The 23,365-nt window shown below is 36.2% G+C and carries 21 protein-coding genes and 1 riboswitch; of the genes, 20 read left to right on the top strand and 1 reads right to left on the bottom strand.

What is annotated here, in order from left to right:
• Positions 1-12: 12 nt before the first annotated feature.
• A complete protein-coding gene (locus Q4500_RS14285; protein WP_303600310.1) occupies positions 13-1,185 on the top strand; it encodes a PLP-dependent aspartate aminotransferase family protein in 1,173 nt (390 codons plus the stop codon).
• Between the two features lie 67 nt (positions 1,186-1,252).
• Here the strand turns inward: Q4500_RS14285 and Q4500_RS14280 are convergent, their stop codons facing one another.
• Positions 1,253-1,783, bottom strand: a complete 531-nt coding sequence (locus Q4500_RS14280) for a hypothetical protein (RefSeq protein WP_303600309.1) — start codon at positions 1,781-1,783, stop codon at positions 1,253-1,255.
• An 86-nt stretch (positions 1,784-1,869) separates the two neighbouring features.
• Here Q4500_RS14280 and Q4500_RS14275 point away from each other — a divergent pair, with 86 nt between their 5' ends.
• The 19 genes from Q4500_RS14275 to Q4500_RS14185 all read left to right on the top strand — a co-directional run bounded on the left by Q4500_RS14275 (position 1,870) and on the right by Q4500_RS14185 (position 23,362).
• Entirely contained in the window at positions 1,870-2,280 is a 411-nt protein-coding gene (locus tag Q4500_RS14275) for an Rrf2 family transcriptional regulator (protein WP_303600308.1), read from the top strand.
• Between the two features lie 200 nt (positions 2,281-2,480).
• The gene (locus tag Q4500_RS14270) at positions 2,481-2,744 is read left to right on the top strand and encodes a DUF2061 domain-containing protein (RefSeq protein WP_036156290.1); all 264 of its coding nucleotides are present in this window, start codon (positions 2,481-2,483) and stop codon (positions 2,742-2,744) included.
• 14 nt (positions 2,745-2,758) lie between these two features.
• Positions 2,759-3,382, top strand: a complete 624-nt coding sequence (locus Q4500_RS14265; RefSeq protein ID WP_133688882.1) for a phosphoadenosine phosphosulfate reductase family protein — start codon at positions 2,759-2,761, stop codon at positions 3,380-3,382.
• A 48-nt stretch (positions 3,383-3,430) separates the two neighbouring features.
• Positions 3,431-4,381, top strand: a complete 951-nt coding sequence (gene cysD / locus Q4500_RS14260; RefSeq protein WP_303600307.1) for a sulfate adenylyltransferase subunit CysD — start codon at positions 3,431-3,433, stop codon at positions 4,379-4,381.
• Positions 4,382-4,486: 105 nt separating this feature from the next.
• Positions 4,487-5,734 carry a sulfate adenylyltransferase subunit 1 gene (locus Q4500_RS14255; RefSeq protein ID WP_303600306.1) on the top strand — a complete coding sequence of 416 codons (1,248 nt, stop codon included), beginning with the start codon at positions 4,487-4,489 and terminating at the stop codon, positions 5,732-5,734.
• A 106-nt stretch (positions 5,735-5,840) separates the two neighbouring features.
• Positions 5,841-7,931, top strand: coding sequence for a HEPN domain-containing protein (locus Q4500_RS14250; protein ID WP_303600305.1), 2,091 nt, complete (start codon positions 5,841-5,843; stop codon positions 7,929-7,931).
• Between the two features lies 1 nt (position 7,932).
• Positions 7,933-8,775 carry a uroporphyrinogen-III C-methyltransferase gene (cobA, locus tag Q4500_RS14245; protein ID WP_303600304.1) on the top strand — a complete coding sequence of 281 codons (843 nt, stop codon included), beginning with the start codon at positions 7,933-7,935 and terminating at the stop codon, positions 8,773-8,775.
• Positions 8,776-8,882: 107 nt separating this feature from the next.
• Complete coding sequence (locus tag Q4500_RS14240) at positions 8,883-9,944, top strand: NAD(P)/FAD-dependent oxidoreductase (protein ID WP_299801028.1); 1,062 nt, start codon at positions 8,883-8,885, stop codon at positions 9,942-9,944.
• A gap of 158 nt (positions 9,945-10,102) precedes the next feature.
• Positions 10,103-10,215: riboswitch (SAM riboswitch) on the top strand.
• Positions 10,216-10,333: 118 nt separating this feature from the next.
• Entirely contained in the window at positions 10,334-11,323 is a 990-nt protein-coding gene (locus tag Q4500_RS14235) for a homocysteine S-methyltransferase family protein (protein WP_303600303.1), read from the top strand.
• Between the two features lie 47 nt (positions 11,324-11,370).
• Positions 11,371-11,724 carry a four helix bundle protein gene (locus Q4500_RS14230; protein WP_303600302.1) on the top strand — a complete coding sequence of 118 codons (354 nt, stop codon included), beginning with the start codon at positions 11,371-11,373 and terminating at the stop codon, positions 11,722-11,724.
• A 10-nt stretch (positions 11,725-11,734) separates the two neighbouring features.
• On the top strand, positions 11,735-14,473 hold the full coding sequence (gene metH, locus Q4500_RS14225) for a methionine synthase (protein ID WP_303600301.1): 2,739 nt from the start codon (positions 11,735-11,737) through the stop codon (positions 14,471-14,473).
• A gap of 175 nt (positions 14,474-14,648) precedes the next feature.
• A complete protein-coding gene (gene metF, locus Q4500_RS14220) occupies positions 14,649-15,602 on the top strand; it encodes a methylenetetrahydrofolate reductase [NAD(P)H] (protein ID WP_303600300.1) in 954 nt (317 codons plus the stop codon).
• 228 nt (positions 15,603-15,830) lie between these two features.
• Complete coding sequence (locus tag Q4500_RS14215) at positions 15,831-16,928, top strand: acyloxyacyl hydrolase (protein ID WP_303600299.1); 1,098 nt, start codon at positions 15,831-15,833, stop codon at positions 16,926-16,928.
• Between the two features lie 10 nt (positions 16,929-16,938).
• Positions 16,939-17,733 (top strand): head GIN domain-containing protein, encoded by a 795-nt coding sequence (locus tag Q4500_RS14210; RefSeq protein WP_303600298.1) that lies wholly within the window; start codon positions 16,939-16,941, stop codon positions 17,731-17,733.
• Positions 17,730-18,872 (top strand): serine hydrolase, encoded by a 1,143-nt coding sequence (locus tag Q4500_RS14205; protein WP_303600297.1) that lies wholly within the window; start codon positions 17,730-17,732, stop codon positions 18,870-18,872. Before Q4500_RS14210 ends, Q4500_RS14205 begins: the two co-directional genes overlap by 4 nt.
• A gap of 117 nt (positions 18,873-18,989) precedes the next feature.
• Complete coding sequence (locus Q4500_RS14200) at positions 18,990-20,099, top strand: hypothetical protein (protein ID WP_303600296.1); 1,110 nt, start codon at positions 18,990-18,992, stop codon at positions 20,097-20,099.
• A 389-nt stretch (positions 20,100-20,488) separates the two neighbouring features.
• Positions 20,489-21,316, top strand: a complete 828-nt coding sequence (locus Q4500_RS14195; protein WP_303600295.1) for a prephenate dehydratase — start codon at positions 20,489-20,491, stop codon at positions 21,314-21,316.
• On the top strand, positions 21,313-22,461 hold the full coding sequence (locus Q4500_RS14190) for a pyridoxal phosphate-dependent aminotransferase (protein WP_303600294.1): 1,149 nt from the start codon (positions 21,313-21,315) through the stop codon (positions 22,459-22,461). The genes Q4500_RS14195 and Q4500_RS14190 overlap by 4 nt, the downstream gene beginning before the upstream one ends.
• A gap of 34 nt (positions 22,462-22,495) precedes the next feature.
• Positions 22,496-23,362, top strand: a complete 867-nt coding sequence (locus Q4500_RS14185) for a prephenate dehydrogenase (RefSeq protein WP_303600293.1) — start codon at positions 22,496-22,498, stop codon at positions 23,360-23,362.
• The last annotated feature ends 3 nt before the right edge of the window (positions 23,363-23,365 follow it).

The following is a 23,365-nucleotide window of genomic DNA, read 5'->3' as shown; positions in this document are numbered from 1 at the left end:
AGAATTAGTGCAATGAAAAAGAACAACAATAAATTTGAAACGAACGCTATACGACAGCAACTAAAGCGTACAGAGAACTTAGAGCATTCTGTACCGTTGTATTTGACATCTAGTTTTGTGTTTGAAGATGCGGAAGATATGCGTGCATCGTTTGCAGAAGAGAAAGAGCGTAATATATATTCTAGATATTCGAATCCGAATTCAACTGAATTTATAGATAAAGTGTGCCAGATGGAAGGCGCAGAGAGTGGATTCGCATTTGCATCGGGTATGGCAGCAGTTTTTTCTACATTAGCGGCATTATTAGATAGTGGTGATCATGTATTATCGGCAAGAAGTATTTTTGGTTCAACGCATTCATTGTTTACGAACTTCTTCCCGAAATGGAATATTGACCATACCTATTTCAAGATAGATGCATTAGAAGAAATAGAAAGTTTAATCACTCCGAAAACAAAAATCATTTATGCAGAGACTCCCACGAATCCCGGTGTAGATGTTTTAGATTTAGAGGAGTTGGGTAAGATTGCGAAAAAGAACAATTTGATTTTGGTTATCGATAACTGCTTTGCATCACCTTATTTACAGCAGCCGATAAAGTTTGGTGCAGATTTGGTCATTCATTCAGGTACAAAACTAATGGATGGTCAAGGTAGAGTATTGGCAGGTATTACGGTAGGTAGTGCAGAGTTGATGGACAAAGTATATCGCTTTTCAAGAATTACAGGTCCCGCTTTATCGCCATTCAATGCATGGGTATTATCTAAAAGTTTAGAGACATTGGCAATACGAGTAGATAGGCATTGCGAAAATGCTTTGAAACTGGCGGAGTATTTAGAAGCTCATGAAAATATAAATTGGGTAAAATACCCGTTCTTAAAATCGCATCCAAAATATGAGATAGCCATTAAGCAAATGAAAGCGGGTGGCTGTGTAGTAGCTTTTGAAGTTAAAGGCGGATTAGATGCAGGTAGAGAGTTTTTCGATTCCATTAAGCTGTTGTCCCTTTCTGCCAATTTAGGAGATTCAAGAACTATAGTTACGCACCCGGCATCAACAACACATAGTAAGTTGAGTATAGAAGAACGTGCTGCAGTAGGTATATCTGATGGCACAGTTCGTATTTCGGTAGGGTTAGAACATATAGATGATATTATCGCAGATATTGCTCAGGCACTAGGGTAGTGTAAAAATAAAAGAAACAAAAAATGCCCGGTATATACCGGGCATTTTAGTATGTATAAATGTTGTTTTATTTACTTAACGTCATGTTGTAAGTAGCGCTAACAGTAGAAGTCCCGAAGAACGATTCAACAGTTTCGTTTAACTCGTAACGAAGCGACATTTTAGAATCATTAAGTTCAACAATAGTGTAGCCAATTTCTTCTTCGCCAGAACCAAAGTATAACGTACTGCCATCTAGTCTCCATTTTTCAGATGCAAAAAAGTCTTCGCCTTCTTGCTCTTGTGTGTCATTTTCTCCTGCTATAGTAGTACTTAATACGGTAGTATAAGAACCTTCGCTAGTGACTACCTGAGGATCTTCAGAAAAAGTTACAATAGTTTGAAAATCTTTACCTACTGCTTTAAAAGTAGCAGGAATTGTGGTTCCTTCAATAGTCGTATCTGATCTACCATCGGTAGCTTCAAGTGCTGTTAGGTTCCATGTGCCTACAACTTCTTCTTCAGTTGCGCTAGATACTGCGCCATCGTCATCATTAGAACAAGATGTGAAGACTAAAGTAAAAACTGTGATAATCGATAATAAGAATACTTTTTTCATAATTAATTTAATGGTTGTGACTGTATAACGACGTTTTGTTGGTTCAAGTATTTAACACATATTTTTTATTTGGCTATCTTAGCATCATGCTCTCGAAAAAGACAAAATATGGGTTGAAAGCACTGGCGTACTTAGCGGCACAATCCGATAAGAAACCAGTTCAAATTTCAGAAATTGCTGAGAAAGAGAATATCTCCCAGAAATTCTTGGAGAGTATACTCTTGAGTTTAAGAAAAACAGGATTCTTAGGTTCAAAAAAAGGCAAAGGAGGTGGTTATTATTTAATAAAATCTCCCGAAGAAATATCTATGACCGATATTATGAGAGTTTTAGAAGGACCAATTGCCATGGTACCTTGTGTAAGTCTTAATTTCTATGAAACCTGTGATGACTGTCCTGATGAAAACACCTGTTCCGTTCATAAGTTAATGCTGCAAGTGCGTGATAGTGCATTAGATGTATATCGTAACAATACATTAAAGGATATCATCTCGTAAATCCCCTTATTTTAATTAATCTTCATTTTGCAGTAACTCTATTCATTGCGAAATATTAATTTTTCATGCTCTTTTGTTAATAATCTACTAAATCTATAGGATAAATGAAATTTATCTAAAATATGGGCGACTACTTTGGAAAATAATACTATTTTTGAAAACTCTATTAAATTAGTAGGGTAATAAAAATTGAGTAAAAGATGATTGCAGATCAACTTATATTAAATAAAAAGGAAAACAAAACTACGTATCAAGATGATAAAACATCTGAAAAGCCAATTCGTAGTATTGCCAAGGCTTTCAGTTGGAGAGTAATAGGTACGGTAGATACGTTAATCATATCTTATATACTTACTGGCGAGTTTTCGGTAGCAGCATCAATAGCCTCTATAGATTTTGTAACAAAAATGATATTGTATTTCTTTCACGAGCGTTTTTGGAATTTAGTAAAGTGGGGTAAATAATAAAGAAAAGGATTATGGCATTGACAGAAGCACAAGTTCAGAAGTTGAACATTCAATTTAAAGGTATACCGCCAGAAGAAATTATTTCTTGGGCGGTAAAGCATGCAGAAACTCCCGTAGTAACAACAAACTTCAGACCATATGAAGTAGCTATTTTACATGCGGTATCTGGTGTAAAAAAAGATATTCCTGTAGTATGGTGCGATACGGGTTATAACACGCCGAAAACGTACAAGCATGCAGATGAGATAATCAACAAGTTGAATTTGAACGTAAAATTGTTTGTACCAAAACAAACTACTGCACATAGAGATGCTGTAATGGGTATTCCGCAAATTGATGATCCAAGACATGCATTATTTACTGAACAAGTAAAGTTGGAACCTTTTAAAAGAGCTATGGCAGAATTTAAGCCAGATGTTTGGTTTACGAACCTGAGAAAAGGGCAGACTGCACACCGCGACAGTTTAGATATTTTAAGTCTAAGCAAAGACGGCGTTTTAAAGGTGAGTCCGTTTTACCACTGGAACGATACGCAATTAGATGCCTATTTAAGAAAGTATAAGTTACCGAACGAGCATAACTATTTTGACCCAACTAAGGTGTTAGAAAATAGAGAATGCGGATTGCATAGTTAATCAGCGGTTGTAGAAAAGAATAAGATAATTTATCTAAGAAAATATAGAATGAGTAATACAAGTACGGAATTGGAAGTAACCCCATCCATAGAACTTTTAAAAGATACCTCTCATATAAATGCCCTTGAAAATGAGGCGATTTATATTATAAGAGAAGTTGCTGCTCAGTTCGAGAAGCCGGTTCTTTTATTCTCTGGAGGAAAAGATTCGATTACATTGGTTCGTTTGGCACAAAAAGCATTTTGGCCATCGAAAATTCCTTTCCCATTAATGCATATTGATACAGGTCATAACTTCCCTGAAACTATCGAATTTAGAGATAGATTGGTAGAAGAGTTAGGGTTAGAATTGATTGTGCGTAATGTGCAAGATTCAATCGATCAGGGTAAGGTAAAAGAGGAATCAGGTAGATACTCAAGTAGAAATAGTCTTCAGACAACAACATTATTAGATGCAATCGAAGAATTTAAGTTCGATGCTTGTATCGGTGGTGCACGTAGAGATGAAGAAAAGGCTCGTGCTAAAGAACGTATTTTCTCTGTTCGTGATGATTTCGGACAGTGGGATGAGCGTAACCAACGCCCAGAGTTGTTCGATATGTTAAACGGACAAATAGAATTGGGTCAGAATGTAAGAGTTTTTCCAATATCTAACTGGACAGAATTAGACGTATGGTCTTATATCAAAGAAGAGCAAATTGAAATTCCTTCAATTTACTTCGCACACAAACGTAAAACTTTCTTAAGAGATGGTATGATATGGTCTGCAGAAGACGGTATCGTATTTAGAGAAGAAGATGAGGTTGTAGAAGAAAGGTTAGTTCGTTTCCGTACGGTCGGCGATATGTCATGTACCGCAGCAGTACTTTCAGATGCAGAATCTATTGATAAAGTAGTAGAAGAAATTAGAGATTCATCTATTTCTGAACGAGGAGCACGTATAGACGACAAGCGTTCAGAAGCGGCAATGGAGAAAAGAAAACAACAGGGATATTTTTAGAATTTTCTTTAGAAAATTCTGCCCTTAGCTTTTGGCTATCGGCTATTAGCCTTATTTAATAATTTAATAGCCAGAAGCTAAAAGCAAATGGCTAACAGCATAAAAATGGAAGTACTAAAAATAGCAACGGCAGGTAGTGTAGATGATGGTAAAAGTACCTTGATTGGGAGAATGCTTTACGATACAAAATCTTTGACCAGTGACAAGTTAGAAGCAATAGAAAAGACTAGTAAGCAAAAGGGATACGATTATTTAGATTTCTCTTTGGCAACAGATGGTTTGGTAGCAGAACGTGAGCAAGGTATTACTATAGATGTGGCTCATATTTATTTCTCTACCGCCAAGAAAAGTTACATTATAGCAGATACTCCTGGGCACGTAGAGTATACCCGTAACATGGTTACAGGTGCATCTACATCTCAGGCAGCAATTATATTGATTGATGCACGTAAAGGCGTAATCGAACAAACGAACAGACACTTTTTTATCAATAATTTATTGCGCATTAAAGATGTTGTAGTAGCTATTAATAAAATGGATTTGGTGGACTATTCAGAGGAAACTTACAACGCTATTAAGGCTGATTTTGAGGAATTGATGGCGAAAAGAGATTATCAAGATCAGAAGATAACCTTCATTCCGGTAAGTGCATTGAAAGGTGATAACGTAGTAAATAAAACAGACAAGACACCTTGGTATACAGGTCCGACTTTGTTAGAACATTTTGAAGCGTTGGATAGAAAAGATATTTTCAATGCAGGTACCCCACGTTTCCCGGTGCAATATGTTATCCGTCCGAAGACAGATGAGCACCACGATTTCAGAGGATTTGCTGGTAAGGTTTACGGTGGTGAGCTAAGTGTTGGTGATGAGGTTGTAGCGCTTCCATCGCAAACACGTTCAAAAATAAAAGAAATTTATTTCCACGATAAAAAGTACAAAACAGCATCAAGACGTTCTTCGGTAACCATAACGTTAAACGATGAAATTAATTTAAGTCGTGGTGATATGTTAGTGAAGGTTGATGATCTACCAACCGTAGATAAGCAATTTACTGCTACTATTTCTTGGATGGATTCATTGCCGTTAGCTGCTGGAAATAAATATATAGTACAACACGGTGTCAATAAAGTATTGGCAAAAGTGGAGCAGGTACATCATAAGATAGCTCCTGATTATTCGGGTATCGATACAGAAACAGATTCGTTGGGTATGAATGATATTGCCCAGGTAAGTTTCCGTTTAAATAAACCAATTTTCTACGATCAATTTAAAAATCATAGAACTAACGGTTCATTTATTTTAATAGACACCAAATCTAATAGTACCGTAGGAGCGGGATTCATTAGTTAAATAGAAAAGGTCAATTTTAATATTGGCTGTTTTAATTAAGTCTATGAAATCTATAGGCAAAATAGAGTAAAAGTTAATTTTAGTACTGAATATTTAATACCGAACGATGCAGAGTTTTAGAACAGAGATAGAGAATCAAGTAGTTGCGAATGATATTTTAGAATTGGAACGCAAGATTCATGAGTTCCATGGCGGCAAATTAGATGAAGAGAAATTTAGAAGCCTTCGTTTAGCTCGTGGGGTATACGGTCAGCGTCAAGAAGGCGTTCAAATGATCCGTATAAAATTGCCATATGGTAAGGTGACTTCTCAGCAATTGCTTCGTATTTGCGATGTGTCTGACGAGTATTCTACAGGTAGATTGCACATTACTACACGTCAAGATATTCAAATTCACTATGTAGATTTGAACAGGACTCCAGAGTTATGGTCGGAACTTGAGAAAGACGATATCACGTTAAGAGAAGCTTGTGGTAACACCGTACGTAATGTAACGGCTAGTGAAACTGCGGGTGTAGATGTCGATGAGCCTTTCGATGTTTCACCGTATGCACATGCATTATTTCAGTATTTCCTTAGAAATCCTGTAAGTCAAGAAATGGGACGTAAGTTCAAGGTTTCTTTCTCGGCAAGTGATGCTGATACCGGATTATCATACATGCATGATTTAGGTTTTATCGCCAAAATCGAAAATGGAGAAGTAGGTTTTAAAGTGATGTTAGGTGGCGGTTTAGGTTCTCAGCCAAGACATGCAGATGAATTATATAGTTTCTTGCCTGCAGATCAGATCATTCCGTTAATGGAAACGGTAATACGTGTTTTTGATCGCTACGGTGAGCGTAAGAGTAGAGCAAAGGCAAGAATGAAGTTCTTATTGAAAGATTTAGGCTTGGACGGGTTCAAAGAATTATTGGCTGCTGAGAAAACGGCTGTGCCTTTTGATACTTTTCCTATTGATCCAGAAGACTATCCGAAAACTAAAGTTTCAGATTTAAAAGTTCCTGCAGTTGAAATAGCAGATTCAAAGGAATTTGAAAAGTGGAAATTAACTAATGTTGTTCCGCAGAAACAACCAGGTTATGTTGCTTTGGGTATAAAAGTTTTATTAGGAGATTTCTATACGGATAAAGCACGTTTGTTAGCGAACCTGGTACAGAAATATGCAGCAGGTGAGTTAAGGTTGTCATTACGTCAAAATATTTTGATTCCGTTTGTAAAAGAAGAGAATGTTGAATTTTTCTATACGGAATTAAAGAAATTAGGTTTTGCAGAAGCGGGTTACAATAAAGCACTAGATATTACAGCTTGCCCAGGTACAGATACCTGTAACTTAGGTATAGCAAGTAGTACAGGTATTGCAGAAGAACTAGAACGAGTTATAAAAACAGAATACCCTGATTATATCAATAACGAAGATGTTGTTATAAAAATCAGTGGTTGTATGAACGCATGTGGTCAACACAATATGGCAAATATTGGTTTCCAAGGAATGTCCGTTCGTACAAAAGATAAATTAGTTGCTCCGGCATTACAAGTATTGTTAGGCGGCAGCACAGATGGTAACGGTCAAGGTCGTTTTGCTGATAAAGTAGTAAAGGTGCCAAGTAAAAGAGGACCTGAAGCATTACGTTTAATTTTGAATGATTTTGATGCTAACGGTGGCGAATTGTCGTTCCCAGATTACTATGCGGAAAAAGGGCAAATGTATTTCTACGATTTTCTGACACCACTATCATCTGTAGATGATTTAACGGCGGAAGATTTTATCGACTGGGGAAATACAGAACGTTATGAAAAAGCAATTGGAGTAGGTGAATGTGCAGGTGTGGTTATTGATTTAATAGCAACGCTTCTTTTTGAAAGTGAAGAGAAAATACAGAATGCACAAGATATGTTCGATGCAGAGAAATGGTCTGCAAGTATCTACCACGCATATTCTTCAATGGTAAATTCAGCGAAAGCGATGTTAACCTCAGAGAATACAAAAGTGAATACGCATGTAAGTATCATTAAAGATTTTGATGAGAAGTTTGTTGCCGATGGTAGAATTGCTGTTGCGGGCGGATTCGAAAAATTGGTACTTCAATTGAATCAGAATGAACCAACAAAAGAATTTGCCGAGTCTTATATAAAGGATGCTAAAGTATTCTTAGAAACGGTTGCAAAGTTTAGAGAACAAGAATTAGCAGAAGCATAACATGCATACTAATAATCTATCCAATCAAAAAACAATCAATTCAATAGTTGATACTCCCTCGCAGAGTCAAGGGAGGTTGACTGTTGTTGGTGCAGGACCTGGTGATATTGAGCTCATCACTTTAAAAGCAATTAAAACTCTTGAAAATGCCGATGTGGTTTTGTATGATGCTTTGGTTAACGAAGAGTTGCTGAAGTATGCCAATAATGCAGAGTTGATTTTTGTGGGTAAGCGCAAAGGATGCTATGCATATCAGCAGGAACAAATAAATGAGTTGATTGTTAGCAGGGCAAACTCTGACGGACACGTGGTAAGATTAAAAGGCGGAGATCCTTTTGTATTTGGTCGTGGTTCAGAAGAGATGGAATATGCAGCTTCACATGGTTTAGAAGTGGCCATGGTGCCAGGTATTTCTTCAAGTTTAAGTGTGCCGGCTTATCAGAATATTCCAGTAACAAAAAGAGGGGTATCAGAAAGTTTTTGGGTAATAACAGGCACTACCAAAGAACATAGGCTATCAACAGATGTTGCTTTAGCTGCAAAAAGTAGCGCAACGGTGGTGATATTAATGGGAATGTCAAAACTACCCCAAATAGTAGAGCTGTTTAAAGGTGAGGGCAAAGCAGAAATGCCAATAGCCATTATTCAAAACGGAACTCGTAAAAATGAAAAAGTAGGTATAGCGACTATTGAAACTATAGCTGAGGTTGTGGAAAAAGAAGAATTATCGAATCCTGCAATCATTATTATAGGTGAAGTGGTAAAACATCGCGAAGCATTAGTAGCAGCGAAAAATCAGTATTCAAAAGAAAATGTTAGTTTGAGCGAAGTCAAAACCTCATAATAGGAAGTATATAGTACATAAACTAAGTGAAATAAAAAGAAGCTAAAAAGTAGTTGTATAGTATGATGTCAACTTTGTACTAATTACTTTTTACTAAAAAGAAGATTATGATTAAAACAGATATGCTCATTATAGGAGCGGGACCAACCGGATTATTTACGGTGTTTGAAGCAGGATTATTAAAATTAAAAACGCATTTAATAGATGCATTGCCACAGCCAGGCGGACAGTGTTCAGAGATATATCCTAAGAAACCTATTTATGATATTCCGGCTTTTCCAGAAATTTTGGCGGGTACTTTGGTAGATAATTTAATGGAGCAAATTAAACCTTTCGAGCCAGGGTTTACCTTGGGTGAAAGAGCAGAGACTTTAGATAAGTTAGAAGATGGTTCTTTTGTAGTAACTACAAATAAAGGAACTCAGCACAATGCGCCAGTTGTAGTTATCGCAGGCGGGTTAGGTTCTTTTGAACCAAGAAAACCGCCTATCTCGAATATTGTAAATTTTGAAGATACCGGTGTTTCTTATATGATTAAGGATCCAGAAGTATATCGAGATAAAAAAGTGGTGATTGCCGGTGGTGGAGATTCAGCTTTAGACTGGGCTATATTTTTAACCGATGTAGCTTCAGAAGTAACTTTGGTGCATAGAAGAGATGAATTTAGAGGAGCTTTAGATTCTGTTGAAAAAGCTGCTGAGTTAGCTAAGTTGGGTAAAATTAAATTGATAACGAAAGCTGAGGTTAAAGAATTGCATGGCAAAGATCATCTTGAAGCTGTTGTTATCAAACATACAGATAAAGAGAAAGACGATACGTATTTAGAAGTTGATAATTTTATTCCGTTGTTCGGTTTATCACCTAAATTAGGTCCGATAGGTGATTGGGGCTTAGATATTCATAAAAATGCGATTAAGGTAAACAATGCAAAAGATTACCAAACAAACATACCTGGAGTATATGCTATTGGCGATGTAAATACATACGAAGGTAAATTAAAATTGATATTGTCAGGTTTTCATGAAGCTGCGGTAATGTGTCAGTTTGCATACCAACAAATTAATCCGGGTAAGCGATATGTAATGAAGTATACTACCGTTGGAGGAGTCGAAGGATTTGATGGTTCTAAGAAAGAAGCTAAGAAAGAAGTAGTACAGAGTATAGCATAAAACACTTAAGTAATATGGCAGAAACCTCTGGTTCTTTAATGATTCAGAGGTTTTTTTATGACAATTCCCCAGAATTTCGTTAACTAAATAACCTATTGAAGTTTTGGATAAGAGCATACTGTGCCGTTACTTTGCAATTAGTTCATAAATATATTGAAACGTTATCAAGAAAGGTGGAGGGACTAGACCCATTGAAACCTTGGCAACCCTTTCCAATATGGAAAAGAAGGTGCTACATTCTATCTTTATTCTGCTTACTTCTGCAGAATGTGTTATTTTAAATAGCATTAAAAAAGACAGATAACTTAAGAAAAGGCATCTAGCCTAACTTTCCTTACTTGATTTCGAATTAGTTTTTTATTGAATGTAGAATCTTTTTACAACGTAAAATGAAGGATATAAAAGAAATTTTAAAAGAGCGAATTCTCATATTAGATGGTGCCATGGGTACGATGCTACAACGCTATAAATTTACTGAGGAAGATTTTAGGGGAGAGCGTTTTAAAGAATGGGAACACCCTTTACAAGGCAATAATGATTTATTGTCTCTAACTCAGCCTGAAGCAATTGCTGAGGTTCATCGTAAATACTTCGCTGCAGGTGCCGATATCGTAGAGACCAATACATTTTCAGGTACTACTATCGCTATGGCAGATTATTACATGGAAGACTTGGTGTACGAGTTGAATTATGAGTCTGCACGTATCGCTAAAATGGTAGCAGATGAATTCACGGCTAAAGAACCGAATAAGCCAAGATTTGTAGCCGGTAGTATAGGACCTACGAATAAAACGGCAAGTATGTCTCCTGATGTAAACGATCCGGGATATAGAGCAGTTTCTTTTGATGAGTTACGTATAGCATATAAACAACAAGTAGAAGCCTTGTTAGATGGTGGTTCAGATTTACTTTTGGTAGAAACTATTTTTGATACGCTGAATGCAAAAGCTGCTTTGTTCGCTATTGAAGAAGTAAAAGAAGAACGAAATATTGATGTTCCTATAATGGTGAGCGGTACAATAACCGATGCATCAGGTAGAACGTTATCTGGTCAAACCGCAGAAGCATTTCTAATATCGATATCTCATATTCCGATTTTATCAGTCGGGTTTAATTGTGCTTTAGGTGCGAATCAATTGGTTCCGCATCTAGAGGTACTGTCAACCAAAAGTGAGCATGCGGTTTCGGCACACCCCAATGCAGGACTACCAAATGCATTCGGAGAGTACGATGAGACTCCTGATCAAATGGCAGAACAAATTAAAGAATACGCAGAAAAAGGATTAGTAAATATAGTAGGTGGTTGTTGTGGAACAACGCCTGAGCATATTACGGCGATAGCAGAAGTAGTGGAAAATTTTGCTCCGCGTCAATTTTAGTTGTTGGTTGTCGGTTGTTAGTTGTTGGATAAAGAAATAGTAATACTATGAAAGTCTATACAGAATTGGATGTTTGGAAGGAGTCAAGAATTCTTGTGAAGGATATTTATACTTTGACCAAGTCGTTTCCAAAAGAAGAGATTTATGGACTTACTAATCAACTTAGGCGATGTGCTGTATCTATTCCTTCTAACATAGCAGAAGGATGCGGGAGAAGGACAGCTGCTGACACGATACAGTTTTTACATATTTTAAGAGGTTCATTGTATGAGTTGGAAACTCAAATTTATATAGCCCTTGATTTGAATTATATTGAGAATGATGATTTTAAAGCTATTAATAAGAGAATTATTAGCTGTAAGAAATTGGTAAATGGATTTATCAATTATTTTAAAAAGTGATATAGATTAAATGAGCAATAGGTCTGAAATACTAACAACCAACAACCAACAACCAACAACCAGATATCTACGGTTGAGCGGATTAGAACCCTTAATAGTCACTCCCGAAACCAACTTTATCAACGTTGGTGAACGGACAAACGTTGCTGGTTCAAAAAAGTTTCTACGTCTTGTAAAAGAACAGAAGTTTGAAGAAGCATTAGCTGTTGCTAGAGAGCAGGTAGAGAATGGAGCCCAAGTTATTGATATTAATATGGATGATGGTTTGATTGATGGTAAGGAAGCCATGGTCAAATTTTTGAATCTAGTTATTGCCGAGCCAGATATTTCTCGTGTTCCCATTATGATTGATAGCTCTAAATGGGAAATTATTGAGGCGGGTCTGCAAGTAGTTCAGGGTAAATGTGTGGTAAACTCTATCAGTTTAAAAGAAGGAGAAGAACAGTTTTTACACCATGCCAAATTGATAAAGCGATATGGTGCGGCGGTTATTGTCATGGCGTTCGATGAGGTAGGTCAAGCAGATAATTATGACCGACGTATTGAGATAGCCAAGCGTTCGTATGATGTTTTAGTGAACAAAGTAAATTTTGCGCCAGAAGATATTATTTTCGATTTAAATATTTTCCCTGTTGCTACAGGTATGGATGAGCATAAACTGAATGCCATCGATTTTATTGAAGCAACAAGATGGGTGCGTGAAAACTTGCCACATGCCAGTGTTAGTGGTGGGGTAAGTAATGTTTCTTTCTCTTTTAGGGGTAACAACCCGGTTCGTGAGGCAATGCACTCGGTATTTTTATATCATGCAATAAAAGCAGGTATGAACATGGGTATCGTAAATCCTAGTATGCTTGAGGTTTATGATGATATTCCTAAAGATTTATTAGAGCGTGTTGAAGATGTTATTCTGAATAGAAGAGACGATGCAACAGAGCGCTTACTTGATTTTGCAGAATCTGTAGTAGGTAAAACAAAGGAAAGTAAGGTAGACTTATCATGGAGAGAAGAACCATTACAAAATAGAATAACACGAGCGTTGGTAAAAGGTATTGACCAATATATAATTGAAGATATAGAAGAAGCTAGGCTTGCCGCAAGTAAGCCAATTGAGGTTATTGAAGGTAATTTAATGACCGGTATGAATGTAGTGGGTGATTTATTCGGAAGCGGAAAAATGTTCTTGCCACAGGTGGTAAAATCTGCCCGTGTAATGAAAAAAGCGGTAGCCTATTTATTACCATATATTGAAGAAGAGAAATTGCTTAATCCACAGGAAGGTGATGATAAGGGTGCAGGTAAAATTTTAATGGCAACCGTAAAGGGCGACGTTCATGATATTGGTAAAAATATTGTAAGCGTGGTGCTTGCGTGTAATAATTATGAGATTGTTGATTTAGGGGTAATGGTACCGCCTGAAAAAATAATTGCAGCTGCTATTGAGCATAATGTAGATATAATAGGACTTAGCGGATTGATTACGCCATCTCTAGATGAAATGGTTCATTTAGCAAAAGAAATGGAGCGTAAGAAATTTAAATTTCCACTGTTAATTGGTGGTGCTACAACAAGTAAAGCGCATACGGCCGTAAAGATAGATACCCAGTACAGTGAAGCGGTAGTCCATGTAAACGATGCCTCTAGGGCGGTAACCGTTGTGGGAGATTTACTTAAAGAAGAAACATCACAAGGTTACAAAAAGAGTATTAAAGATGATTATGATGTATTTAGGGAGAAGTTCTTAAATCGTTCATCAAGCAAAACATATAAGCCTATTTCTGCGGCACGTAGAAACAAGTTTAAAATAGATTGGAAAACGTCTGAGATAGTTAAACCGAATACCTTAGGTATTCAAGTAATTGATGATTTAGATTTAAATCTTTTGCTGCCTTTTATAGATTGGACTCCATTTTTTAGAAGTTGGGAATTACATGGTAAATACCCCGCAATATTAACTGATGATGTTGTAGGTGTTCAAGCAACTGAGTTATTTGCAGATGCTCAAGAAATGCTAAATACCATTATTTCTGAGAAGAAATTAAAGGCAAAAGGTATTTTTGGACTCTTTCCTGCAAACTCCGTCAACGATGACGATATTGATGTCACCTTGAACGCAGTCCAAGGGCGAGATAAAGAGCAGTATACTTTTAGAACCTTACGCCAACAATTAGAGCGTAGAGAAGGTGTAGCAGATTATGCTCTGGCAGATTTTATAGCACCGAAAGAATCTGGAAAACAAGATTACATGGGTTGTTTCTGTGTGTCTACAGGTTTTGGTACTGCGGAATTAGCGGCAAAATATGAAGCCGATTTAGATGACTATAATTCCATTATGGTAAAGGCTTTAGCGGATAGATTGGCAGAAGCTTTCGCAGAATATTTGCATAAGGAAGTCCGGCTGAAACACTGGGGCTATGCGGCAAATGAAGAGTTAAGCAATGAAGATTTAATTAAGGAATCTTATAAAGGAATTCGTCCTGCACCAGGGTATCCTGCTTGTCCTGATCACTTAGAGAAATTGACTATTTGGGATATTTTAAATGTAAAAGAGACTATTGGTGTTGAACTGACGGATAGTTTGGCTATGTGGCCAGCAGCATCTGTAAGTGGGTATTATTTTGGAAATCCGCAGGCACGTTATTTCGGATTAGGAAAAATAAAAGATGATCAGGTTAAAGATTTTGCCGAACGAAAAGGCATGCCATTGGAGGATGCCGAAAGATGGTTGGCACCGAATATAGTTGACTAGTGCGTTAGGGATTGAAGCGGCATCTTTTTCTATTTTAGCAGTGAGGATGAAGTTTTGCTAAAGTTTTTAAATAGAAAAAATAAAGCTGAAAGCCCGCTCGAACGCCACAATAATTAAATTATAACTAATAATGCCTCATTGAGGTCTGCTCACAAAAAGAGTAATAGTATAGCATATGAAAGTAACAGACCATATCATTAATGCAAACGGAAAGACACTTTTTTCATTTGAAATAGTGCCTCCGGTAAAGGGTAAAAATATTCAAGAATTGTATAATAATATTGACCCATTAATGGAATTTAAACCTCCGTTTATTGATGTGACCACATCTCGTGAAGAAACTATTTATATTAAAAAAGAGGGTCTTTTAGATAAGAAGACTACACGTATGAGACCAGGTACTGTGGGTATTTGTGCCTCTATACAGCATAAATATGACGTTGATACGGTACCTCACGTAATTTGTGGTGGTTTTACAAAAGAAGAGACCGAGTACATGTTGGTAGATTGTCATTATTTAGGTATACAAAATGTAATGGCTTTACGTGGTGATGCCCGTAGCGAGCAAAAATATTTTGAACCTACCGATGGCGGACACCCTTTTGCGATTGACTTGGTAAAACAAATTCAAGAATTAAATTGCGGTAAGTATCTGCATGAAACAATAGAAAGCGAACACTGTAGCGATTTTTGTATCGGTGTGGCGGGTTATCCGGAGAAGCACTTAGAATCACCTTCATTACAATCAGATTTAAAACGATTGAAAGAAAAAGTAGATGCAGGTGCCGATTATGTGGTAACACAAATGTTCTTCGATAATAAAAAGTATTTTGAGTTTGTAGAAGCTGCAAAAAGTATGGGAATTACCGTACCAATTATTCCGGGAATAAAGCCTATTGCAGTTAAAAGACATATGCAATTATTACCACAGGTATTTAGAATTGATATGCCACAAGATTTAATAGAAGCGGTAGATGGTTGTGCAACCAATAGAGATGTGCGTAAAGTAGGTATTGAATGGGCAATTCAGCAATCTAAAGAGCTGAAAGCTGCTGGTGTGCCTGTGTTGCATTACTACTCTATGGGGAAATCTGATAATATTAAGGCGATAGCGGAGGCACTGTTTTAGTTTCCGTGAAGCTAGTTTGTCAGTTCGAGTGTTTTTATATCGTAGAGTAACGGAGATGTAAAAATGTATCGAGAATCTTTGGAACATGACAGCTTCTCGATAAAAATTTATTCGTACCTCATAAATTCACTCGAAGTGACATTGTTACTTTTGTAATCACATAATTTGTAAGAAAGAACTTTGTACTTTGTATATGGTACTTCGTACTTATAACTATTTTTGCCCCCGATGAATTTTAAGTTTCTATCCATTTTACTGATTTCAGTAAGTTGTTGTTTCGCACAAGAATCTGGTGAGCAAAAAAAGTATACCCTAGATGCTAGTCAATTCTACGGGTCTATCATTCTGCATAATCCAGATATATCGCATTTGATAACTTCGCATCCTGCGGGAGTGATTTTGAGCTATAACCGAAAAACTTATGGCTTAAATGAGTGGGAGGAGTTGTATAATTATCCTGATTTTGGATATTCTTTCATATATCAGAATTCTAATAATAGTACATTAGGTGATAATTACGGACTTTACGCTCATTACAATTTTTATCTTTTTAAGCGTAACGTGCAGCTTCGCGTTGGGCAAGGGGTCTCTTATGCTACTAACCCGTATGATAAAGTAACAAATTTTAGAAATAACGCATACGGATCAGATGTATTAAGTTCTACGTATTTAATGTTCAATTATCATAAGGAGAATATTATTAAAGGACTAGGATTCAAAGCTGGTATCTCTTTAATACATTATTCAAATGCTAATTTTAGGGCTCCGAATACCTCGACCAATACCTTGGCTTTCAATGCCGGTGTTGTATACGATTTAGATGGAGGTAAAGAAATAGAATATATACATCGAGAAAAAGAAAAAGTTACAGAGCCTTTACGTTACAATTTTGCTTTAAGAACAGGTATAAATGAAAGTGATGTTATTGATTCTGGTCAGTACGGGTTTGTTGTACTCTCTGCCTATGCCGATAAAAGGGTAGGAAGAAAAAGTGCGTTACAATTTGGGGTAGATGCCTATTTCTCGAACTTTTTAAAGGAGTTGATTCGCTATCAAAGTATAGCTTTTCCAGAAAATGGTGTTGATGCAGATGACGATTATAAAAGAGTAGGTGTTTTTGCTGGGCATGAGTTGTTCATAAATAGAACGTCGGTAATTTCTCAGTTCGGTTATTATGTTTATTATCCGTTTGATTTTGAAGGGCGTACATATTTACGTGTAGGGTTAAAACGTTATTTTGGAGAAAAGATATTTGGGGCAGTTACCTTAAAGTCTCACGGAGCAAAAGCAGAAGCAGTAGAATTCGGGATAGGAATACGATTATAAGATGATAAAAATGATAAATAATTCACTTAGTTGTCTGGTCGAGCGCAGTCGAGACCTTATAGTCTTGACGGTAATTTTGGTTTCCCTATTTATTTCTTGTGATTCTGAAAATGCTTCGGATTGTTTTCAAAGTGCTGGTGAGATTATGAGACAAGAAGTTTCGGTTGCCGAGTTCTCTTCAATAACAGTTTTTGAGAATGTAGCTCTAATTATTAAACAAGGAGATACACAAAAAGTAGAAATTGAAACCGGTGAAAATTTGCGTAATGAAGTAGCTGCAGTGGTGGAAGATGGGCGATTACTGCTTACAGATACAAATGACTGTAATTATGTACGTGATTATGGAACCACGGTAGTTTATGTGACCACTCCAAATTTAACCAGTATTCGTAGTAGTACCGGTTTTCCTGTTCAAAGTGACGGAGTTTTGGCTTTTGAAAGTTTAAGCTTGCTGTCAGAGAGTTTTACAGATCCAGAAGCAGAAACTACAGATGGGGAATTCAATTTAGAATTAGACGTTACTAGTTTAAGTATTACAAGCAACGGAATATCATATTTCAATTTAAAAGGAAATGCTGAAAGCTTCAATATTAGCATTGCAGCAGGCGATTCTAGGGTAGAGGCAGAAGAACTGATAACCCAGCGGGTAAATTTTAACCATAGAGGTTCAAATGATATTTTAGTAAATCCGCAAGAAAGTTTAATTGGAGTTTTAAGAGGTCCAGGAGACCTGCAGAGTTTTAACCGACCGGCAACAGTGGATGTTGAAGAATTGTATAACGGACGCTTGATCTTTGTGGAATGAACCCTATACTTAAATATCTGAAAAACATGTTTGCTGCTAAACGTATTTTGGCGGATGATACTGAGTTAACAGGATTGGTAAAAGTAGATTACCTACTTCAACAATTAATAATAGAAGATAAAGTACCCGGAATTGCAATTACGGTTTTAAAAGAGGGAAAGTCAGTTTTCCAAAAAGGGTATGGGTATGCCAATATTAAGGAGAAACAATATGTAGACCCTAAAAAATCTATTTTTAGAATTGCTAGTGTCTCAAAGCCTATTGCTGCAACAGCATTGGCTTATATGGTGCAAGATGGTCTTATAGATTTAGAGGAATCTTTCTATACATATCTTCCAGATTATCCTAAGAAAGAATGGGATTTTACTATTCGTCAATTAGCTAGTCACACAGCAGGCATAAGAGTTTATAAAGGCAAGGAATACGGATTGAACGAACCTTTGTCAATAAAAGAAGGTTTAAATGTATTTAAAGATGATCCTTTGGTATATGAACCGGGTACCGAATATTTGTACAATAGTTTTGACTGGGCAATGATTTCTGCGGCAATGCAAGAAGCAAGCGGAATTCCGTTTGAGGAATATGTGCAAAAGAAGGTGCTGAATCCGCTAGGGATGAATTCTACTTATTGTCCCCAATGTTATTATGAGTCAGACTCACAAGGCAGTAGTGAAAACCCTGATGCTCTTGAGGTAAAAGATATTTCGGCATTGAAGGAGCAAAACCTTGTTACTGCATTTTACACAAAGAGCATTTCAGGATTTAGAAAGGCGATACCTGTAGATAATTTTTACAAATTAGCTGGCGGTGGTTATTTATCTACGTCAGAGGACATCGCAAAATTCGGACAAGCATTTTTAGATAAGAAAGTTAATGTCAAAGAGGCTATTCTAAATCAATTTTTAACCGCTCAGCAAGTTGATGGTAATTCTACGTACTACGGTTTAGGTTGGCAGGTAAGCGAAGATGCAAAAGGCAGAAAGTTCTTTGGGCATGTTGGTAACGGAGTAGGAGGGTATGCTAATTTCTTTGTCTACCCCAAAGAGCAACTTGTTTTTTCAATTTTTATTAATTGTACAGATCCTAAAATACAAGAAGATTTGGATGCTGTTATTGATAGTATTTTAAGTGCAAAATAAACTTTAATAAAAAGTTACCATTCCTGCTAAATGTGATACTGCTACAATTTTGACTTCTTTTTTCAGTTAGTGCTTAATATTTGTAATGTAAATATTAACAAACAACCAATCGTAATTATGAAAAAACCGAATTTATTTATCCTGTTCTTTTTAAGTCTTATCATTTTTTCTTGTTCAAATGATGATAGTAATGAAAGCCTCTCTGGTGATATTGATCCAGATGGAGTTAATGTAAAAGAAGAAGTTTTATTAGATGTAAATGCAACCTCTTCTGGTATAGTAATAGATGGGGCAACAATGAATGATGGCGGGGTAACGCCAACAGGAGGTGTAGATTTCAGCTTAGATTATACTACTCAAACTGCATTTCAAGATCATGGATTTGAAATAATATTTGATGCACCAACAGATTTTGCTGGAGCATATATTCAGTTGTTTGATGAAAACGGAATGGCTGATAGTTATATAGATGTACCTTCAAGTGCAACGGAAACTTATTACGGAGGTAAATTTTTATCAAAAGAAAGAAAAGATATTTTCGCTAAAAAAGAAGCATCTACTCAAAAAGATGAAGATACGGTAATAGATGTTAATTTTTCTAACGCTATTCCTGCCGGTACATTCTGTTATGCTATTTGTGTTTATGACAACCAAGGTAATATTAGTCAGCCAGTAGAAGTTTGTGTAACAGTTGAATCTTGGGGAGGTAATGTAAATCTTGTAGGTGAATGGGATTTTACAAAGCAAATTGATAACGGAGAAACAATTGAAGTGGGTGAGGAGTCATGTGAGAGCTACGACTCTACATTATACTGTGAAAATGGAAATCAAGTAGATGTTGAATTGGATGAATGCTATGCACTTAACGAACTAGCAATAACATTTAATGAAAACGGAACCTATTTCTTTAGCCAAGAATCTGATTATAAAAGTTTGGATTACACTGCATCTAATGAAGCATGCGAAGTTGTATATGAAGAAGATGGTGGAGAATCTTATACTTCAACAGGTAACTGGGCTTTTAACGAAGAGGAGGGTATTTTGACCTTGGTAGAATTTGAATATACTGAAACTGAAGATGGTGAAACTTATACTGATGCAGAGCCAGATGGTTATTTATTGTTAGAAGGTGAAATTAGTCTTTCACCTAGTGAATTGATCATTTCTGAATCAGATACATTTTCTGGTGAAACATATCTTTACGAATATTTTTTCAGTAAAAAATAAAGTAGTGTCCTTTAACTTATTCAAAAGACCTCTTTCTAGAGGTCTTTTTTTATTTCTAATAGTAATTCATATTTCATTCAATTTTTAACACAAAACCTTCGCTTTTTGAGATAGAAATTGATTTTTTTAAAATAATAAAAAGGAAAACATCCATTTTTAAATATAATTACTACTTTAGCCAAAGTTTACAAGCACAATGACAAAACAATATTTCTGGAACGGTTTTTATTTTTACTTCTTTTTTAAGAGAGGTACGGGACTGTTGTAGTATATTTTAAATATAAAATAGAATCTAAGTTCCGATATATATCGGAACTTTTTTTTTGTTCAAAAATTGAATTCATCCTGAACGTAGTCGAAGGGTGTTGCAGAAAGTTGAAATGTGAATTATGAGTTTAAAAATAGCCATACAGGGAATTAAGGGAAGCAACCATCATCAGGTAGCAAAAGATTGTTTTGGTGACGATATCGAGTTGGTAGAATGTCTTTCTTTCGATGCTTTGGTAGACAAGTTATTGTCTAATGAAGCGGATCAAGGGGTTATGGCAATCGAGAATAGCATTGCGGGTTCAATAATACCGAATTATGCATTGGTCAATCATAATAACTTGCACATTATAGGTGAGTATTACTTAAATATTCATCATAATTTAATGATGTTGAAGGGGCAGAAAATTGAAGATATAACAGAGGTCAGTTCCCACCCGATGGCTTTGTTGCAGTGTAAAGAATATTTTAAACAATATCCACATATAAAACTGGTAGAAGATGTTGATACAGCAGAGACGGCTAAACGTATTCAAGAGAAGAAATTAAAGCATGTAGCCGCTATTGCACCTCAAGTCGCGGCAGAATTATATGGGTTGGACATCGTAGCGAATGACATACAGACGATACAAAATAACGCTACTCGTTTTATCATTGTAGAGATAAAAAATAATGTGTTGCCAGAGGCTGATATTACAAAGGCTTCATTACGGTTCATAACCGACCATAAAAGGGGAAGTTTAGCGGCTGTGCTTAATGTTATGAGCGATTGTAGATTGAATTTGACAAAAATACAGTCGTTACCAGTAATAGAAACACCATGGAAATATGCATTTTTTGTGGATGTTACTTTTACCGATTATGCAGATTTTACTAAGGCTAAAAGTCTATTGAACATCATGTCAGAAGACTTTAAAGTTTTGGGCGAATATAAAAATGTAAGACAATGATACGTACAGCCGAAAGGTTAAATACCATACAGGAATACTACTTCTCAAAAAAGTTGAGAGAGGTACGCGGCTTAATGGCACAAGGTAAACCAATCATAAATATGGGTATTGGTAGTCCGGATCTGACTCCGTCTCAAGAAGTATTAAATGCAATACAGAACGCGGTATTAGAAAACGGTGCACATCAATATCAAAGTTACCAAGGGTTACCTCAGTTAAGAGGTGCAATTGCTGATTTTTATAAGAACAGGTTTAATGTTGATGCCAACCCTGATACTGAGATTTTACCATTAATGGGATCAAAAGAAGGTATAATGCATATTAGCCTTTCTTTTTTGAATGAAGGAGATGAGGTTTTAATTCCTAATCCGGGATACCCAACGTACACTTCTGTAACTAATTTGGTAGGTGCAGTGCCTACATATTATGATTTGACAGAAGATAATGGCTGGTTTCCAGACCTAGAGGCATTGGCAAAGCAAGATTTATCTAAGGTAAAGATTATGTGGTTGAGTTACCCACATATGCCAACAGGTGCTTCGGCAACTAAAGAGCAGTTTGTGAAAATAGTAGACTTTGCGAAGCAGCATGATATTCTGTTAGTAAACGACAATCCGTATAGTTTTGTCTTAAATGACGAACCTGCGAGTATTTTGAGTATACCGAATGCAAAAGAGGTGTGTTTAGAATTGAATTCATTGAGCAAAACCTTTAACATGGCCGGTTGGCGTGTAGGTTTTGTATTAGGTAGCGAAGAGCATATCAATGCTATTTTAAAGGTGAAGAGTAATATGGACTCTGGTATGTTCTACGGAATTCAGAAAGGAGCCATAGCAGCATTAGAAAGTACCGATGAATGGTTCGAGAACTTGAATGCCGTATATAGTGAGCGTAGAGAGTTGATTTTTGAATTGGCAGACACGCTTGGGTGTACATATGATAAAAATGCCGTTGGCTTGTTCGTATGGGCAAAATTACCAGAAGGCAGTGTGTCATCAGAAGAATTTATAGATAATGTATTGTATACAAAAGATTTGTTCATAACTCCAGGAACCATATTTGGTAGTAATGGCGAAGGTTATATTCGCTTTTCTCTTTGTATCACAAAAGACAAAATAAAAGAAGCAATTAAAAGATTTGATTAGTTAAAAGAAAAATAACTAAAGCGTAGCTTTAATAATGAATGTATTTGTAATAGGTATCGGTTTAATAGGAGGTTCTTTAGCGAAAGACATAAAGTCGGCAGTCGACAATGTTACCGTTTATGGCATAGAATCTAATGAAGCAAATTTAGCTGAGGCATTGTCTTTGGGTATAATCGATAAGACGGCTACCTATCAAGATTTACAATTAGCAGATATGGTCATTGTAAGTATACCTGTTGATGTTATGGTTACAGAGCTTCCGGTAATATTAGATGCTGTTCATGAAGACTGTGTAGTTTTTGATGTGGGATCCACCAAATCTTTAATCTGTAAGGTTTTAGAGAATCATCCTAAGAGAAGAAACTTTTTGGCATGTCATCCCATTGCAGGAACAGAATTTTCTGGACCATCTGCAGCAATAAATAATTTGTTCAAAGACAAAACGAATATTATTTGCGAGGTAGAATTAACAGCATTTAAGCTTCAAGAAAGAGCTTTGAAAGTTTTTCAGGCAGTTGGTATGAGAATCAGGTATATGAATCCTATTGCTCATGATAAGCACATTGCTTACGTTTCTCATTTATCGCACATAAGTTCATTTATGTTAGGTAAAACAGTGATTGAAAAAGAGAAGAACGAGCGCGATATTTTTGATATGGCGGGTAGTGGATTTGAAAGTACAGTGCGTTTGGCAAAGAGTTCACCAGCCATGTGGACGCCGATTTTTAAACAGAATAAAGAGAATGTAGTCGAGACATTAGAAGAGTACATTCAAAATCTTACGGCATTTAAAGAAATGCTGCAGAAAGATGATTACGAGGGCATTTATAATGAAATGAATAATACGAATAAGATTAAAGGAATACTAAAAAGAAATACCGTTAAACAAGAAATAGAATAAGTA

This window comes from Maribacter sp. 1_MG-2023, from assembly GCF_030547005.1.
Lineage (GTDB): Bacteria > Bacteroidota > Bacteroidia > Flavobacteriales > Flavobacteriaceae > Maribacter.
The sequence above is the reverse complement of the archived record's forward strand: the minus strand, read 5'-3'. Positions and strand labels throughout refer to the sequence as shown.

Coding starts and splice junctions, on each gene's coding strand:
- Q4500_RS14285 (WP_303600310.1), top strand. CDS start 13: ATGAAAAAGAACAACAATAAATTTGAAACGAACGCTATACGACAGCAA.
- Q4500_RS14205 (WP_303600297.1), top strand. CDS start 17,730: ATGAACCCTATACTTAAATATCTGAAAAACATGTTTGCTGCTAAACGT.
- Q4500_RS14235 (WP_303600303.1), top strand. CDS start 10,334: ATGAAGGATATAAAAGAAATTTTAAAAGAGCGAATTCTCATATTAGAT.
- Q4500_RS14250 (WP_303600305.1), top strand. CDS start 5,841: ATGCAGAGTTTTAGAACAGAGATAGAGAATCAAGTAGTTGCGAATGAT.
- Q4500_RS14190 (WP_303600294.1), top strand. CDS start 21,313: ATGATACGTACAGCCGAAAGGTTAAATACCATACAGGAATACTACTTC.
- Q4500_RS14210 (WP_303600298.1), top strand. CDS start 16,939: ATGATAAATAATTCACTTAGTTGTCTGGTCGAGCGCAGTCGAGACCTT.
- Q4500_RS14230 (WP_303600302.1), top strand. CDS start 11,371: ATGAAAGTCTATACAGAATTGGATGTTTGGAAGGAGTCAAGAATTCTT.
- Q4500_RS14200 (WP_303600296.1), top strand. CDS start 18,990: ATGAAAAAACCGAATTTATTTATCCTGTTCTTTTTAAGTCTTATCATT.
- Q4500_RS14185 (WP_303600293.1), top strand. CDS start 22,496: ATGAATGTATTTGTAATAGGTATCGGTTTAATAGGAGGTTCTTTAGCG.
- metH (WP_303600301.1), top strand. CDS start 11,735: ATGAGCAATAGGTCTGAAATACTAACAACCAACAACCAACAACCAACA.
- Q4500_RS14255 (WP_303600306.1), top strand. CDS start 4,487: ATGGAAGTACTAAAAATAGCAACGGCAGGTAGTGTAGATGATGGTAAA.
- cysD (WP_303600307.1), top strand. CDS start 3,431: ATGAGTAATACAAGTACGGAATTGGAAGTAACCCCATCCATAGAACTT.
- Q4500_RS14215 (WP_303600299.1), top strand. CDS start 15,831: ATGAATTTTAAGTTTCTATCCATTTTACTGATTTCAGTAAGTTGTTGT.
- metF (WP_303600300.1), top strand. CDS start 14,649: ATGAAAGTAACAGACCATATCATTAATGCAAACGGAAAGACACTTTTT.
- Q4500_RS14240 (WP_299801028.1), top strand. CDS start 8,883: ATGATTAAAACAGATATGCTCATTATAGGAGCGGGACCAACCGGATTA.
- Q4500_RS14280 (WP_303600309.1), bottom strand. CDS start 1,783: ATGAAAAAAGTATTCTTATTATCGATTATCACAGTTTTTACTTTAGTC.
- cobA (WP_303600304.1), top strand. CDS start 7,933: ATGCATACTAATAATCTATCCAATCAAAAAACAATCAATTCAATAGTT.
- Q4500_RS14270 (WP_036156290.1), top strand. CDS start 2,481: ATGATTGCAGATCAACTTATATTAAATAAAAAGGAAAACAAAACTACG.
- Q4500_RS14265 (WP_133688882.1), top strand. CDS start 2,759: ATGGCATTGACAGAAGCACAAGTTCAGAAGTTGAACATTCAATTTAAA.
- Q4500_RS14195 (WP_303600295.1), top strand. CDS start 20,489: ATGAGTTTAAAAATAGCCATACAGGGAATTAAGGGAAGCAACCATCAT.
- Q4500_RS14275 (WP_303600308.1), top strand. CDS start 1,870: ATGCTCTCGAAAAAGACAAAATATGGGTTGAAAGCACTGGCGTACTTA.